Annotated in this window: 14 protein-coding genes; 8 read left to right on the top strand and 6 right to left on the bottom strand. The window is 71.7% G+C overall.

The window, feature by feature from the left end; all coding sequences use genetic code 11:
* Positions 1-16: 16 nt before the first annotated feature.
* From WMF42_RS27725 to WMF42_RS27735, 3 genes are all read right to left on the bottom strand, one after another.
* Entirely contained in the window at positions 17-979 is a 963-nt protein-coding gene (locus tag WMF42_RS27725; RefSeq protein WP_061605343.1) for an L-lactate dehydrogenase, read from the bottom strand.
* Positions 980-1,116: 137 nt separating this feature from the next.
* A complete protein-coding gene (locus tag WMF42_RS27730; RefSeq protein ID WP_437685846.1) occupies positions 1,117-2,346 on the bottom strand; it encodes a mechanosensitive ion channel family protein in 1,230 nt (409 codons plus the stop codon).
* 84 nt (positions 2,347-2,430) lie between these two features.
* Positions 2,431-2,610, bottom strand: coding sequence for a hypothetical protein (locus tag WMF42_RS27735; RefSeq protein ID WP_437685848.1), 180 nt, complete (start codon positions 2,608-2,610; stop codon positions 2,431-2,433).
* 650 nt (positions 2,611-3,260) lie between these two features.
* Here WMF42_RS27735 and WMF42_RS27740 point away from each other — a divergent pair.
* The 3 genes from WMF42_RS27740 to WMF42_RS27750 all read left to right on the top strand — a co-directional run bounded on the left by WMF42_RS27740 (position 3,261) and on the right by WMF42_RS27750 (position 5,571).
* Complete coding sequence (locus WMF42_RS27740; RefSeq protein ID WP_437685850.1) at positions 3,261-3,707, top strand: CoA-binding protein; 447 nt, start codon at positions 3,261-3,263, stop codon at positions 3,705-3,707.
* 83 nt (positions 3,708-3,790) lie between these two features.
* Positions 3,791-4,954 carry an AAA family ATPase gene (locus tag WMF42_RS27745; protein ID WP_437685852.1) on the top strand — a complete coding sequence of 388 codons (1,164 nt, stop codon included), beginning with the start codon at positions 3,791-3,793 and terminating at the stop codon, positions 4,952-4,954.
* Between the two features lie 2 nt (positions 4,955-4,956).
* Positions 4,957-5,571: a DUF4276 family protein gene (locus WMF42_RS27750; RefSeq protein ID WP_437685853.1), complete on the top strand. Its 615-nt coding sequence runs from the start codon at positions 4,957-4,959 to the stop codon at positions 5,569-5,571.
* A 98-nt stretch (positions 5,572-5,669) separates the two neighbouring features.
* Here the strand turns inward: WMF42_RS27750 and WMF42_RS27755 are convergent, their stop codons facing one another.
* On the bottom strand, positions 5,670-6,092 hold the full coding sequence (locus WMF42_RS27755; protein WP_233562198.1) for a cupin domain-containing protein: 423 nt from the start codon (positions 6,090-6,092) through the stop codon (positions 5,670-5,672).
* Between the two features lie 226 nt (positions 6,093-6,318).
* On the opposite strand from WMF42_RS27755, the gene WMF42_RS27760 reads away from it, so the two are divergent.
* A complete protein-coding gene (locus tag WMF42_RS27760) occupies positions 6,319-7,356 on the top strand; it encodes a PA0069 family radical SAM protein (protein WP_437685855.1) in 1,038 nt (345 codons plus the stop codon).
* A 203-nt stretch (positions 7,357-7,559) separates the two neighbouring features.
* Complete coding sequence (locus WMF42_RS27765; protein ID WP_437685857.1) at positions 7,560-9,200, top strand: glycoside hydrolase family 43 protein; 1,641 nt, start codon at positions 7,560-7,562, stop codon at positions 9,198-9,200.
* Here WMF42_RS27765 and WMF42_RS27770 read toward each other — a convergent pair.
* Positions 9,161-9,400, bottom strand: coding sequence for a pyrimidine/purine nucleoside phosphorylase (locus WMF42_RS27770; protein ID WP_437685858.1), 240 nt, complete (start codon positions 9,398-9,400; stop codon positions 9,161-9,163). The two genes, WMF42_RS27765 and WMF42_RS27770, sit on opposite strands and share 40 nt — an antisense overlap.
* A 270-nt stretch (positions 9,401-9,670) precedes the next feature.
* On the opposite strand from WMF42_RS27770, the gene WMF42_RS27775 reads away from it, so the two are divergent.
* The 3 genes from WMF42_RS27775 to WMF42_RS27785 all read left to right on the top strand — a co-directional run bounded on the left by WMF42_RS27775 (position 9,671) and on the right by WMF42_RS27785 (position 12,261).
* Entirely contained in the window at positions 9,671-10,684 is a 1,014-nt protein-coding gene (locus tag WMF42_RS27775) for a hypothetical protein (RefSeq protein ID WP_437685860.1), read from the top strand.
* A 313-nt stretch (positions 10,685-10,997) separates the two neighbouring features.
* Positions 10,998-11,777 carry a HAMP domain-containing protein gene (locus WMF42_RS27780; protein WP_061611050.1) on the top strand — a complete coding sequence of 260 codons (780 nt, stop codon included), beginning with the start codon at positions 10,998-11,000 and terminating at the stop codon, positions 11,775-11,777.
* Between the two features lie 25 nt (positions 11,778-11,802).
* Positions 11,803-12,261 (top strand): tellurite resistance TerB family protein, encoded by a 459-nt coding sequence (locus tag WMF42_RS27785; protein ID WP_061611049.1) that lies wholly within the window; start codon positions 11,803-11,805, stop codon positions 12,259-12,261.
* 80 nt (positions 12,262-12,341) lie between these two features.
* On the opposite strand, the gene WMF42_RS27790 is transcribed toward WMF42_RS27785, so the two are convergent.
* A complete protein-coding gene (locus tag WMF42_RS27790; RefSeq protein WP_437685862.1) occupies positions 12,342-13,904 on the bottom strand; it encodes an NFACT RNA binding domain-containing protein in 1,563 nt (520 codons plus the stop codon).
* Positions 13,905-13,908 lie beyond the last annotated feature (4 nt).

A 13,908-nucleotide genomic window follows, 5' to 3' on the forward strand; every position in this document is an offset into this window, starting at 1 on the left:
ACCGCGCCGGCCCCCGTCAGAACCCGAGCGACCTGATCGCCTTGCGGATCGTGTCGGCGCTGGCGCGGACGCCGGCCTCCTCCTCGGCGCTCATCGGGATCGGGAGCTGCGACTCGAGGCCAGACCGGTTCACGATGCACGGCACGCTCAGGCAAACATCGTCGATACCGCGGTAGCCGCCGAGCAGGCTGCTGACGGGCAGCACGCGGTTCTCGTCGCGCAGCAGCGCCTCCAGGATCTTGGCGGTCGCCAGGCCGATGGCGTAGTTCGTCGCGCCCTTGCCGGAGATCACCTGGGCAGCGGCGTTCTTCACGCCGTGGAAGATCGCCGCCCTGTCGCTCGCGCCGAGCTTGCCATGGCCGGGCACGGACCACTCGTCCAGCGGGATGTTCGCGACGCTCGCGCTGCTCCACAGCGGCACCTCGCTGTCGCCATGCTCGCCGGCGATGTAGGCGTGGACGTTCTGCACGGCCACGTTCAGGTGCCTGGCGATCAGGAAACGGAACCGGCTGCTGTCGAGCACCGTGCCGCTGCCGATCACGCGGGCAGGCGGGAGGCCCGTCAGCTTGAGCGTGACATACGTGATCACGTCGACCGGGTTGGTCACCAGCAGGTAGAGCGCGTCCGGCGCCACGGCCAGCAGCCTCGGCAGGAGCTCGCGGCATATCGCGACGTTCGCCGTGGCGAGGTCCATCCGGCTCTGCCCGGGCTTCTGCTTCGCGCCGGCGGTGATGACGACCACGTGCGCCCCGCGGCAGACCTCGACGTCGTCGCTGCCCTCGAGCGTCGCCACCGGGACGAACTGCAGGCCGTGGTTCAGGTCGAGCACCTCGGCGTCGACCTTGGACCGGTTCGCGTCGAACAGCGCCACCTGCTTCGCCACGCCGCGGAGCAGGCACGCATACGCGATCGTCGCGCCGACGCTGCCAGCGCCCACGACCGCGACCTTGCTGGGAGAGACGGACTGGGGATCAGGCATGCCGCTCGGGGTACCGCAGCGACGCGACCGGACCAAGCCAAATCAGGCCCTGTCAGGCCGCGTCAGGCCGTATCAGGCCGCGCCTGAACACGCGGGCTCGACGGGCGGCAACGCATGTCGCACGCCGGCGATGAGGCTCAGCGCGGGGGGAGCGGCGGCGCCGGCGCCTGGGCGGCCGCCGAGGGCGCGGCGGGCGCCGGCGGCGGCGCGGCGGCTGGCACGGCGACGATCACCGGCGCCATGGCGGCGGCAGGCGACGGCGCGGCAGGCGGCGCGACGAGCGCCGGCAGCACCAGCGGGGCCATGGTCGGGGGGGCGCCGGGGTGCAGCTCGACGGCGAGGCCCGGCTGCGCTGCGCCGGGGCTGAGCGCGATGCCCTCCTCGCGGCAGGCGCGGAAGAACGCCTTCATGACCTCGGACTCGATCACATCGTGGCGCTCGAAGTCGCCGATCCAGAACTTGATGACGTAGCGCTGGAAGAGCGGCGTGACCGCCGCGAGCCAGAGCCTCGGCGCGGGATCCTCGAGGACGTCCGGCACCTGCGCGCAGGCGCGCCGGGCGGCGCGCTCGACGGCCTCGGGGGCGGCGGCGAGCGCGACGAGCATCTCGATGTTGCGCGCGCACCTGCGGTCCGGCGCGCAGAAGTTCTGCACGCGCGCCTTGGCGATGACCGAGTTCGGCAGGATGACCACGTCGCCGGAGAACGTCCTGAGGCGCGTCGAGCGCCACCCGACGTAGACCACCTGCCCCTCGACGCCCTCGACGAGGATCCAGTCGCCCACGCCGAACGACCGCTCCGAGTGCAGGGCGAGCCCGGCGAAGAGGTTGCCCAGGGTGTCCTGGAGCGCGAGGCCGAGGACCACCGTGATGACGGTCGACGTCGCGAGCAGCGGCACGAGGTCGACCCCCGTGACAGCGCCGACGATCGAGAGGCCGGCGACCAGGTAGAGGATCGTGAGCAGCAGGTGCCGGACCAGCGCCGGGATCTGCACCTTCTGGCGCTCGGCGAGCCAGAAGTCGATGACAAGGGTCTCGGCGACCTCGATGCCGAGGTACGACGCGAGCGCGAGCTCCATGAGGAGCACGCCCTTGTGGAGCGTGGGAAGGTCGCCCCCGCGCAGGGTGATGAACGTGTGCATCGAGATCAGCGCGACGAGCAGGCGCGCCGGGAGCCGCATGCGGCGGATCAGGAGGTCGTCGAGCGACGTCTGCGTGGCGCCCGCGATGCGCGCGAGCAACGCGAAGAGCAGGCGGTAGGCGAGGAGCCCGAGCGCGAGGACGGCGAACGACATCCCCAGCGCCACGGGCAGCGAGGCGGGGGAGCGGACAAGGTCGGCCCAGAGCGCGGGCAGCCGTTCGAGGTTCACGCAACGAGTCTGCCACAAGCGGCGACCGGGGAGTTCGCGCCGATCAGCACACGTGCCGCCGCGCCGCAGTCCGCCGGCGCCGCGTCACGTCGCCTGGTGGAGCACCGGGAGGGGCAGCGCTGGGTGTCCGGTCAGGGCGGGGGCGCGGGGAGAGCAGTCTTCCTCGGTGTAGGCGGAGACGAAGGCGAAGCAGGAGCTCTTTCCTGTCGGGGTGCACGCGCCCGGCGTGCACGCGCGGGTGTCCTCGAAGTCCCTGTAGAACACTGCTGGAGCGGGTCGCGGCCTTTCAGCAGCGGAGAGTGCCTCCTCCCTTGTTCTCGGCAATCGACGTAACTGAGCTTCAATGGGGCCGCCGCCTTTCAGCGGCGTAGAGGTGCGACGCATGTCCCGCTCCTGGCGGACGACTTCGCTTGCCGCCCTCTCCCCCATCTTCCCCGCTCACTCCCCCGCCTCGCCCCACGTCGCCCCTGGCTCGCCGCACCCGATCCCCGCTCCCTCCACGTCGCCCCCCGCCTCCGCCCACTCACCCCCCGCCCCGCCGCACTCATCCCCCGGCTCGCGCGACTCACCCCCCACCTCGCCCGCGTCATCCCCCGCGGAGCTTTCGCCTTCCGGCCGGGGGATTCTCTCCTCCGCCCTGGGGCGCCCTGTCTCCGCCCCGGGGCTGCCTTCGTCCAAGCCCGTAGGGTCGTCGCGCAGGGCGGGGATCTCGGCCCCGGTCGCCGGTCGGCCAGCAGGCCGAGCGGGGGTTGCAGCGCCTGACCGGCCTCGCAACAACGAGGACCACCACCCCGCCCTCCGCACCGCGCCACCGCGCCACCGCGCCACCGCGCCCGGCCGTTCAGGAATCCCCATCCCCGGCACCCCCAGGCCCGCGGGGTGCCGCGCCGGCCCGGCGGGCGTACACTCGCCGCATGAACGACGTTCGCGACATCAGCCACGACGAGGCCCGGGTGGCGGAGCTGGTCCGCTCGGCGAAGCGCGTCGCCGTGCTCGGCATCAAGACCGAGGCGCAGGCGGATCAGCCCGCCTTCTACGTCCCGAGCTACCTGAAGAGCGCGGGCGTGGAGGTGATCCCGGTGCCTGTCTACTACCCCGACGTGAAGACCATCCTCGGCCATCAGGTCTACCGCCGCGTGGCGGACGTCCCGGGCCCCATCGACATCGTCGACGTCTTCCGGCGCAGCCAGGACGTCACCGGGCACCTCGACGACCTGCTCGCCGCCCGGCCGCGCGCCGTCTGGCTGCAGAGCGGCATCCAGAACGACCCGGTGGCCGAGCGGCTGGTCGAGGCCGGCATCCTGGTCGTCCAGAACCGCTGCCTGATGGTCGACCACCGGCGGTACGCCGGGCGGGGCTGAGCCCGGCGCCGCCCCGGCGCGCGCCCGCACCGACCGGCTCGCCGGGTGGCGTCCTTGAGGACGATCCGAGTAGAGTTCGGCGCATGCTCCTCAAGAGCCTGCGGCTGGATCGGTTCCTCTCGTTCGGTCCGGGCAGCGATCCGATCGAGCTCGGCGAGCTCAACGTCCTGATCGGTCCGAACGGATCAGGCAAGTCGAACCTCATCGAGGCCATCGGCCTCCTGCGCGCTGCCCCCACGGATCTGCTCGCCCCGATACGGCAGGGCGGAGGGGTGAGCGCGTGGCTCTGGAGGGGCGAGCCCGGCGCGAAGGCCGAGGTGGAGGCGGTGCTCGCGTACAGGCCGGAGTCGAACAGGAACTTGCGCCACCGGATCTCCTTCACCGAGGTAGGAGCGCGCCTGGAGATCGTCGACGAGCGCATCGACGACGAGGAGCCATCTACCGGTCAGACCGGCGATGCCTTCTACTTCGGCTACGAGCACGGCCGGCCGACCCTCAACGTGAAAGACGGCAAGCGCGAGCTCAGGCGCGAGGACATCGATCCGCAGCAGTCCATCCTCTCGCAGCGCAAGGATCCAGACCAGTATCCGGAGCTCTCGTTCGTCGGCGACAAGTACAGCGAGATCCGGCTCTACCGTGACTGGGGATTCGGGCGCGTCTCGTCCCCCCGGCGCCCACAGCCGCCCGATCTGCCGACCGATCACCTGCGCGAAGATGCACAGAACCTCGGGCTGATCCTGAACCGGTTCCGCCGAGATATCCCGACCAAGCGGGCTCTCCTCAACGCTTTGCAGCAGCTCTTCGATGGTGTCGTCGACTTCTCTGTGCAGATCGAGGGGGGAACGGTCCAGGTCTTCCTCGAGGAAGAGCGCTGGACCATCCCCGCGACGCGCCTCTCCGACGGCACGCTCCGCTGGCTTGCGCTGCTCGCCATCCTGCTCGATCCGGCGCCGCCGCCGCTCGTCTGCATCGAGGAGCCGGAGCTCGGCCTCCATCCGGATCTGATGCCCACGCTCGCGCGCCTCCTCGTGGGCGCGTCCGAGCGCACGCAGCTCGTCGTGACGACACACTCGGACGTCCTCGTCGATGCGCTCTCCGACAGGCCAGAGGCCGTGATCGTCTGCGAGCGCCACGAAGGTCGGACGACCATGCGACGACTCACGCGGGACGCTCTCTCGACGTGGCTGGAAGCGTACGCGCTCGGTGAGCTCTGGCGCAAAGGCGAGCTCGGGGGCACGAGATGGTAGCCGTGCGCGTCTACGTGGAGGGAGGCGGCGCCTCGAGGCGGGCTCAGGAGCCCCTTCGTGAAGGGTTCAGCAAGCTGTTCGAAAAGGTCCTCGGTGCGTGCGCCAGGCCGAAGATCATCGCATGCGGCAGTCGCAACGAGGCTTTCGCCGATTTCAAGCGTGCGCTGAAGAGCCACCCGGACGCGCTGTGCATCCTCCTCGTGGACAGCGAGGAGCCCGTGAAGCCCGCGATATCAACGTGGGGCCACGTCTCCAGGCGCGAGGGCGATCAGTGGCCAAGGCCGGATGGCGTGCGCGATGAGCAGCTTCACCTCATGGTGCAAGCGATGGAGGCCTGGCTCGTTGCCGACGCGGAGTCGCTCGCGGCGTACTACAAGCAGGGATTCCGGAAGGATGCGCTACCCCGTCAGAAGAATGTCGAGCTGATCGCGAAGAAGGACCTCTACGAGGCGCTCGAGCGGGCGACAAGAGAGTCGAAGACCAAGGGGAAGTACGCGAAATATCACGGCTTCGAGCTGATCGGGCTGGTCGACCCGAACAGGGTGCGCGCGGCCTCCGTACATGCGGCGCGGTTCTTCGATACCCTCATGGATCATGCCGCGGCCGGGCCGCCCTGAGCTGGCGCGCTGGCCGGCGCATCGCACCGGTCGCGCTCTCGGGCAGCCCGGCGATGCCCGGACCATGAACGCCCGACGGCAACCTCGCCGCAGCCCCGCTACAGCGGCCGGTGCTGCGTCCCCTTGCCGTACGTGATCGCCAGGAGGTCTCCCGGCTCCCGGACGATGAACCGGTGCCACGCGCCCTGCGGGACCTTGCACGCCGTGCCCGCGCGCAGCGCGACGACCCGCTCGCCGCCCTGCTCTTGCAGCACGATGTCGCTCGCGCCCGACAGGAGGTACAGGATCTCGTCCCCGGCCGGGTGCATCTCCCATTGCTGCATGTCCGCGGCGAGGTGAAACGTCGTCACCAGCCATCCGCCCGCCTCCGCGACCCGCCGGACGTCCGCGGAGTTGAAGTCGCCCGACATGAGCTCTTTCCAGAACGTCGGCCGCACCTCGATGGGCAACGCGTCGCCCCCGTCCGCGAGGTGCAGGTAGGTGCTGCGGAGATCGAACCCGGGCTCTGTCGGATTGGCCATCTTGTCCCTCACAATGCTCCTGGAAGCGACCATGCGAGCAGCCCTCCCTTGCCCTGTCAATCCGCTCTCCCTCTCCCCTCTCCCCTCCCCCGCCGCGCCCTCCGCTCCCGCCCAGCCCGCCACGCCGGCGCTCACCGGGCTCACCTGAACAAACGCTCCCATCTCGCCCAGGAGGCGCTACACTCCGCTCGCGGCGACCGGCCCCTCGCCCGGCGCCGCCCGCACCATGCCGCGCCCCGTGAACAACCCTCCGAACCCGTGGTCGTCGACGCAGGTCGAGTACCTCGAAGAGGCGCCCGCGGCGACGCTGCAGGTCTTCGAGGAGCAGGCCCGCTCCATCATCACCTCGAACGACAGCCCCGACCTGCCCTTCCGGTTCAGCGTCAACCCGTACCGGGGCTGCATCCACGCCTGCGCCTACTGCTATGCGCGCCCCTCGCACCAGTACCTCGGGTGGGGCGCCGGGACGGACTTCGACCGCAAGATCGTCGTCAAGGCGAACGCGCCCGAGCTGCTCGAGAAGGAGCTCTCCCACAAGGGCTGGCAGGGCGACACGATCGTGTTCTCCGGCAACGTCGATTGCTACCAGCCCCTCGAGGCGAGCTACGAGCTCACCCGCCGCTGCCTCGAGGTCTGCCTCGCCTTCCAGAACCCCGTCGGGCTCATCACGAAGGGCGCGCTCGTGCGCCGCGACGTGGCCCTGATCGGCGAGCTCGCGCGGCGCGCCCGCGCCCGCGTCCACCTCAGCATTCCCTTCGCCGACGACGCTGTCGCCCGCAAGATGGAGCCGTACGCGAGCCGCTCGTCGCTCCGCTTCGAGGCGATGCGCGCGCTCTCGGACGCGGGCGTGCCGACCGGCATCTCCCTGTCGCCCATGATCCCCGGCCTGAACGACAGCGACGTCCCGGAGCTCCTCGAGCGCGCCCGGGACGCGGGCGCGCAGACCGCCTTCATGATGCCGCTGCGCCTGCCGCGCGAGGTGCTCCCCGTCTTCGACGAGCGCCTCGAGGAGGCCTTCCCGGACCGCGCCGGCAAGGTCCGCCGCGGCATCCAGGAGATGCGCGGCGGCAAGATGAACGAGGCCGCCTTCGGGGCGCGCTTCCAGGGGGCAGGCCCGCGCTGGGCGGCGATCCAGCGGCTGTTCGAGGTCCACTGCCAGCGGCTCGGGCTGAACGCGGCGCGCGTGGGCGACGACGCAGACGCCGCGGAAGAGCGCTCGACGTTCCGGCGGCCGAGCCGACAGGGGACGTTGTTCGACCTGTGAGGGTGGAGTTCGCTCTGTCAGGAAAGAGAAGGGCGCAGGCAGCGTCGTCCGGCCGTGGTGTAGACGAACTACCACAGCAGAGTGGGCGCGTTGGTTCTGCTGGCCTTTGTAGGCGGACGAGGCGGCGATCATGACGCCGTTGCGATTGAACCACGGCCCCGATCAGGGGCGACTCCCCGCAGCAGTGCTAAGACTCTCGCCCCATGAGCCAGAACCGGATCATTCATAACCCCATCCTGCCGGGGTTCAACCCCGACCCTTCCATCGTCCGTGTCGGTGAGGACTACTACGTGGCGACGTCCACGTTCGAGTGGTTCCCCGGCGTGCAGATCCACCACTCGCGGGACCTGGTGAATTGGCGGCTCGTGACCCGCCCGCTGACGCGCGCGAGCCAGCTCGACATGCTGGGCGACGCGGACTCGTGCGGCATCTGGGCGCCGTGCCTGAGCTACCACGGCGGCCGCTTCTACCTCGTGTACACGGACGTGAAGCGCTACGGGCGCTCCCTGCGGGACGGCAGCGCGTCGCTGCGCGACACGCACAACCATGTCGTGACGAGCCCGCGCATCGACGGCCCTTGGTCAGACCCGGTCTATCTGAACAGCAGCGGCTTCGATCCCTCGCTGTTTCACGATGACGATGGTCGAAAGTACCTGGTCAACATGCTGTGGGACCACCGCCCGCTCGCCAACCCCTTCGCCGGCATCGTGCTGCAGGAGTACTCCGAGCGCGAAGGCAAGCTGATCGGCAAGCGCCGCAACGTCTTCCAGGGCACGAGCCTCGGGCTCACCGAGGCGCCCCACCTCTACAAGCGCGACGGCTATTACTACCTGATCACGGCCGAGGGCGGCACGGCCTGGAACCATGCCGTCACGATGGCGCGCTCGAAGCAGATCACCGGCCCCTACGAGCTGCACCCCGAGAAGTACATTCTCTCCTCGCGCCTGCGGCCCGATCTCCAGCTGCAGCGCGCGGGCCACGCCGACCTCGTCGAGACACCGAGCGGAGACGTCTACATGGTGTACCTGTGCGGGCGGCCGCTGCACAACCGAGGCCGCTGCACCCTGGGCCGCGAGACGGCGATCGCTCGCATGCGCTGGTGCGACGACGGCTGGCTGCGCACCTTCGATGGCAGCGGGCTGCCGGAGGTGGACGTTGTCGCGCCGGAGCTCGCGCCGCACGGGTTCGAGCGCCCCCCGGCGCGCGAGCGCTTCGACGGCAAGGAGCTGCCGCTCGCGTTCCAGTGGCTGCGCTCACCGTACCCGGAGGAGCTCTTCAGCTTGAGCCAGCGCCCCGGCTACCTGCGCCTGTTCGGGCGGGAGACGATCGGTAGCTGGTTCCGGCAAGCGCTCGTGGCGCGGCGCCAGGAGTCGCTCTGCTACAGCGCCTCGACCGTCGTCGAGTTCGAGCCGGAGCACTTCCAGCAGATGGCGGGGCTCGTGGCCTATTACAACAGCTCCAAGTTCCACTACCTGTACATCTCGCACGACGACACGCACGGCAAACACCTGCGCGTGATGTCCCGGCGCCCCGATCAGATCGTGTTCGACGCCTTCACGCCGCCGGTGCCGATCGCGCCGGGCCAGCCCGTCGAGCTGCGGGTCGAGGTCGACTACGAGCGCCTCTACTTCGGCTATCGTGTCGGGCAAGGGCCGCTCGTGTGGTTCCCCGAGCCGTTCGACGCGAGCATCCTCTCCGACGAGGCGACGATGCCGGGCTTGCCCAACTTCACCGGCGCGTTCGTGGGCATGGCCTGCCAGGATCTCGCTGGCACGCAGCACCCCGCCGACTTCGCCCATTTCGACTACGCCTCGCGCGCGTTCGTGCCCGATCCCTGCGCCTGAACGCCGCGCCCCGCGGCGAATGCCTCGAAGCTGCTCTGCCCGTCGAGCCGCACGGCGCAGCTTCCGGCGATGATTTCCATGCGCTCGGCGCGTCCGTTGAACCGTGGTACTTCACCGGGGTACACTCGCCCAATGGTCTTCTTGGATCCATCCGGGCAGCGCAGCGTGTGGCTGGCCGAAGCGGCGGCGCAGCGCGGCACGCCGGCGCTCGACGTGTACCCGAGCGTTCAGGAGAAAGCGCAGCGAGCGCGATGAACCTCCGGTGTTACGCCACCGTCGTCGCGATGGCATGGGTGGCCGCGTGCGACAGCGGCTCTGGCGAGCCGCCTCTGCCAGCGCCGTCGGGCGGAGCAGGCGGTACGTCGGCGGCCGGCGCCTCGTCCGCGGCAGGAGGCTCGAGCGGGAGCGCAGCACAAGCAGGCGCTGCGGGAGCGAGCGGCGGCGCTGCGGCCGTCGCGGGCTCGACCGGCGTGGCCGGCACCGCGGGCGGCGCTGGCGGCGCCGGCGGTGCCGGCGGTGCCGGCGCGTGCCCGGCGGGCTCGACGCAGCTGTCGCCGTGGCCCGGCGAGACCGAGGTACGCACGCTCGACAGCGAGGACGCGTTCGAGAGCGATCTGAGCGGGCTGGCCTACGAGGCCCCTGGAACGCTGTGGGCGACCGACAACCTCTCCGCCAGGCTGTTTCGATTGTTGAAGAGCGGAGGGAGCTACGCGCCGGACACGTCGAATGACTGGGCCTCCGGCAAACGGCTACGTTACCCGAACGGCAGGGGCACGCCCGACGCGGAGGGAGTGACGCTCGCCGCCACGAGCGCCGCGGGCGTCTACGTCTGCGCCGAGCGCGACACGGACGATCCGTCCGTGAGCCGGCTGTCCGTGTTGCGCTACGACGTGACGGCCGCCGGAGCGACGCTGACCGCGACTCATGAGTGGAACCTCACCGCCCTCTTGCCCGAGGTCGACGCGAACGCGGGTCTGGAAGCGGTCACCTGGGCGGCTGACAGCTTGCTCACCGCGCACCACTTCTTCGACGAGAGCAAGGCCCGAGCTTACGTCCCGAGCGACTACGGCGAGCACGGCGCCGGCCTGTTTCTGGTGGGCGTGGAAGAGACCGGCAAGGTGTACGCTCTCGCGCTGAATCACGAGAGCGGCGCGGCCACCCTGGTCGCCAGCATCTCGACGCCGCTCGCGGGCGTGATGGGGCTCGAGTTCGACCGTGACACCGGGAGCTTGTGGGCTCACTGCGACGACACGTGCGACAACCAATCCGCCGTGTTCGGTATCGACGACGCGCTCGGGCGCTTCGTGCTGGAGCGGCGCTTCACGCACCCCAGCGGGCTGCCGGACTCCAACAACGAAGGCATCGCGCTCGCGCCGGACGCGGAGTGCAGCGGCGGCGTCAAGCCGCTCTTCTGGACCGACGACGCCGACGCCGACGGCTTTTCGGTGCGCGAAGGCTCGCTCGCTTGCGGTTGCCTCCAGTGACCGAAGGCCGTGGTAGAGCGGCCCGGGCCCGACAGGAGCGCACACGACGCCCCGGCTGGGTGCGCCGCCCCATCACGCCTCGCCGCTACGGCGGTGCCGCGCCGACCCCGGAGAACCAGCGCCGCGACATCATGGCCCTCACAGGCCCGAACCGCGTCGCGAGCTCCCGCCCGCGGATTGGGCCTTGCGACCGGCGCACGGAATGCGGTACCACGGAGACCGCAGTGCGTTTCGTGGGGGGTCGCACTGGCGCGGCCCGCTCCTGGTCTATCTTGGACATGCGGCAATGTCGCATGTCCTCTGACGAGCCCTCATGACCTCTCCTGCCCACGATCGCGCCACGGCCCGCCCGGCTGCCCGCCGCAAGCTGCTCCTGAACCCGCGATTCCAGCTCAAATACACGGGGCTCCTGGTCTCGGTTGTGCTCGCGGTCATGGTGGTGCTCGGCATCGTCGTCTGGCAGACCGCGAGCGTCGCGAACGAACAGGCGCAGTACGCGGCCACCCAGGCGGAGCTCGCGCTCAAGGAAGCCGCGAACAGCGCGAAGATCCTGAGGATGAGCACCGCCGCGCTCGGGGGCGAGGGATCCGAGCTCGGCAGCACGCTCGACGAGGAGCTCGAGAAGACCAACCGCGAGCACGAGCGCAACCTCGCCGAGGTCGCGAAGCGGCGCTCCGAGGTCGAGGGGCTGCGCCAGCGCCTGCTCAACGTCCTCATCGGCGGCGGCGCGTTCCTCCTCGTCGTCCTCGGCGTGCTCGGGATCTTCATCACCCAGCGCATCGTGGGGCCGGTCCACCAGATGAAGCGCCTGTGCCGCCAGGTCGGGACGACGCGGCTCACCATCGGGGAAGGGCTGCGCAAGGGCGATGAGCTCGGCGACCTGTTCGACACGTTCGTGCAGATGACCTACTCGCTCAAGGCGCTCCAGACAGGCAGGCTCGCGACGCTCGACGCGGCCATCGAGAAGGCCGAGGCCGAGTCGGCGTCGGCCGAGGTGCTCGCGGGGCTGCGCGCGCTCCGGGCGCAGCTCTGCCTCGGCCTCCCCGAGGCAGAGACGGTGCGGCGCCGCGCGCCGAGAGGTGGCAAGTCATGAGGCGAATCGCCGGACCGGAGTCCACATGAAGCCCCCCGCGCTGGTCGAGCAGGCCGCCGGCCTGCTCCGCGCTCGTTTTGATCTGAACGAGTACAACCCGACCCCGATCGTCGACCTCGGCGCGCTCGTGGCGAACGCCGACGGCACCGTGGACGCCGAGGAGATCGACGCCCTGCGGCAGCTCATCGAGCCGATGCTCGGCACCGAGCTCAACGCCGAGCTCGTCCGCTACCTCATCGAGGCGAGCCTGAAGGTGATCGCCGCGGCGGGCGTCGAGCCCCGGGTGCGCCTGCTCGCGGAGATCCTCATGGACTGCGACGCGGTGGAGGAGGGCATCATCGTCGCGCTGGCCGTGGCCCACGCGAGCGAGGGGGTCTCCGACGCGGAGCGCGCGGTCGTCGAGTCGCTCGCCCGCGCGGCAGAGCTCCCGGCGCGCCGGCTCGCCCACCTGAACGACCAGGTCCGGGCGGCGTTCGCCGCCTGAGGGCGGCCGCGAGCAGCCCCGGCGTCGCCCGCGCCGGCGTGCCCGCGCCGCGCGCGGCCGCCACCCCGTGGAAGCCGGCGTCAGCCCTCTTCCTTGGTCGCGAGCAGCCGCGACAGGCGCTCCGGCTCGATGCGGACGGCGATGACCTTCTCCCTGTCGTACGTCACCGCGCCCGGGGCCGAGCCGCGCGGCTTGCGCACGTGGCGGCGCTGGACGTAGCTCACCTCGCACACCGCCTCGCCGCGCGCGTCGCTGAAGTGCGCCGCCAGCGTCGCCGCGTCCACGAGCACGTCGGCCGGGCAGCTCGCGCCCTTCGGGAGCGGCACGATGACGTGCGACCCCGCGACGCCCTTCGCGTGCAGCCAGAGGTCGTGCGGCCGCGCGTGCTTCGTCGTCAGCGCGTCGTTGTCCGCGGCGCCCCGGCCGACGAGGATCGCCGCACCGGACGCGCTCCGGTACGCGTGGAACGGCAGCCGCGGGGCCGCCCGCCCCGCCCGGGCGCCGCGGGCGCCGTGGGCCCCGGACGCGCCGGGCTCGCCGGCCCCGCCCGCGGCGCCCACCCCGGCGAGCTCCGCGCGCGAGACGCCGAGCGAGCGCGCGCGCTGCGCGAGCGGATCGAGCGCCTCGGGCCGCGCCTCCGCCGCCGCGACCTCCGCCGCGAGCGCGGCGACCGCCTCGAGGGCGCGCTCGGTCTCGGCGAGGCGCGCGCGCATCACCGCCTCGCCGCGCTGGTAGCGCCGCGCCTTCGCGAAGAAGGCCTCGGCCTGCGCCTTCGCGGGGCGCGCCGGGTCGAGCGCGACCTCGATCGTGCCGCCCGTCTCCCAGTCGTCGAGCAGCGCCCTGGCGGCGCCCCGCGGCACCCGCGCGCCCTGCGCGAGCAGGAGCTGCCCCGTCTTCTGGAGGCGCGCGACGCTCCCCAGCCGCCCTAGATCGCCGCGCACCGCCTCGGCGCGGCGCTCGAGCGCCGCGCGCCGCGCCTTCACCGCGCGCGCGAGCGCCGCCTTCTCCTGCGCGGCGGCCGCGGCGTCGCTCGCCTCGACAAGCGCCGCGCCCGCGGCGAACGGATCCGCCGGGTAGGCGACCTCCGCCGGCGGGTCGCCCCCCTGCGGCGGCCAGCGGAGGATCAGGCCGCCGGCGGCGTCGAGCAGCCGCGCCTCGCCCCGGCGCCCCGGCGCGAGCTCCAGGCGCGCCCCCGGCGCGAGCTCCGGCCGAGGCCCCGGCGCGCGCCCCGACCGGTCCCCCGCCGCGAGCTCCGACCGGTCCCCCGGCCCACCTGCCGCCTCGGCCTCGATTCCATCATCGCCACCATTTTCCCATGACAACGGTTCGCCCGCGACCACGGCGATCCCGTCGCGCCGCACCTCGATGACCAGCACGCTGCGGCCGACGAGGTGCGCCCGCATCGCGGCGACCAGCGGGTGCGAGGCGGCGGCGCGGAGCCGCGGCGCGCGCGGCAGGACCCCTGCCCCGGCCACGCGCGGCCCGATGCCGGCGCCGAGCACGCGCCGCGCCCCGGCGTACACAGCGAGCACGACGAGCCCCGTCGCGGGGTTCGCGTGCGCCGCGTCGATCCGCGCGCCCACCCAGCCCGCGACAGCGTCGGCGAGCGCCCCGCCCTGCCCGCTCCCCTGCTCGTCGTCCATGGCG

Source organism: Sorangium sp. So ce176, from assembly GCF_051519835.1.
In the GTDB taxonomy this organism is placed as follows: Bacteria; Myxococcota_A; Polyangia; order Polyangiales; family Polyangiaceae; genus Sorangium; species Sorangium cellulosum_G.

Coding starts and splice junctions, on each gene's coding strand:
- WMF42_RS27725 (WP_061605343.1), bottom strand. CDS start 979: ATGCCTGATCCCCAGTCCGTCTCTCCCAGCAAGGTCGCGGTCGTGGGC.
- WMF42_RS27740 (WP_437685850.1), top strand. CDS start 3,261: ATGAACGACGTTCGCGACATCAGCCACGACGAGGCCCGGGTGGCGGAG.
- WMF42_RS27745 (WP_437685852.1), top strand. CDS start 3,791: ATGCTCCTCAAGAGCCTGCGGCTGGATCGGTTCCTCTCGTTCGGTCCG.
- WMF42_RS27755 (WP_233562198.1), bottom strand. CDS start 6,092: ATGGCCAATCCGACAGAGCCCGGGTTCGATCTCCGCAGCACCTACCTG.
- WMF42_RS27760 (WP_437685855.1), top strand. CDS start 6,319: ATGCCGCGCCCCGTGAACAACCCTCCGAACCCGTGGTCGTCGACGCAG.
- WMF42_RS27765 (WP_437685857.1), top strand. CDS start 7,560: ATGAGCCAGAACCGGATCATTCATAACCCCATCCTGCCGGGGTTCAAC.
- WMF42_RS27780 (WP_061611050.1), top strand. CDS start 10,998: ATGACCTCTCCTGCCCACGATCGCGCCACGGCCCGCCCGGCTGCCCGC.
- WMF42_RS27785 (WP_061611049.1), top strand. CDS start 11,803: ATGAAGCCCCCCGCGCTGGTCGAGCAGGCCGCCGGCCTGCTCCGCGCT.
- WMF42_RS27790 (WP_437685862.1), bottom strand. CDS start 13,904: ATGGACGACGAGCAGGGGAGCGGGCAGGGCGGGGCGCTCGCCGACGCT.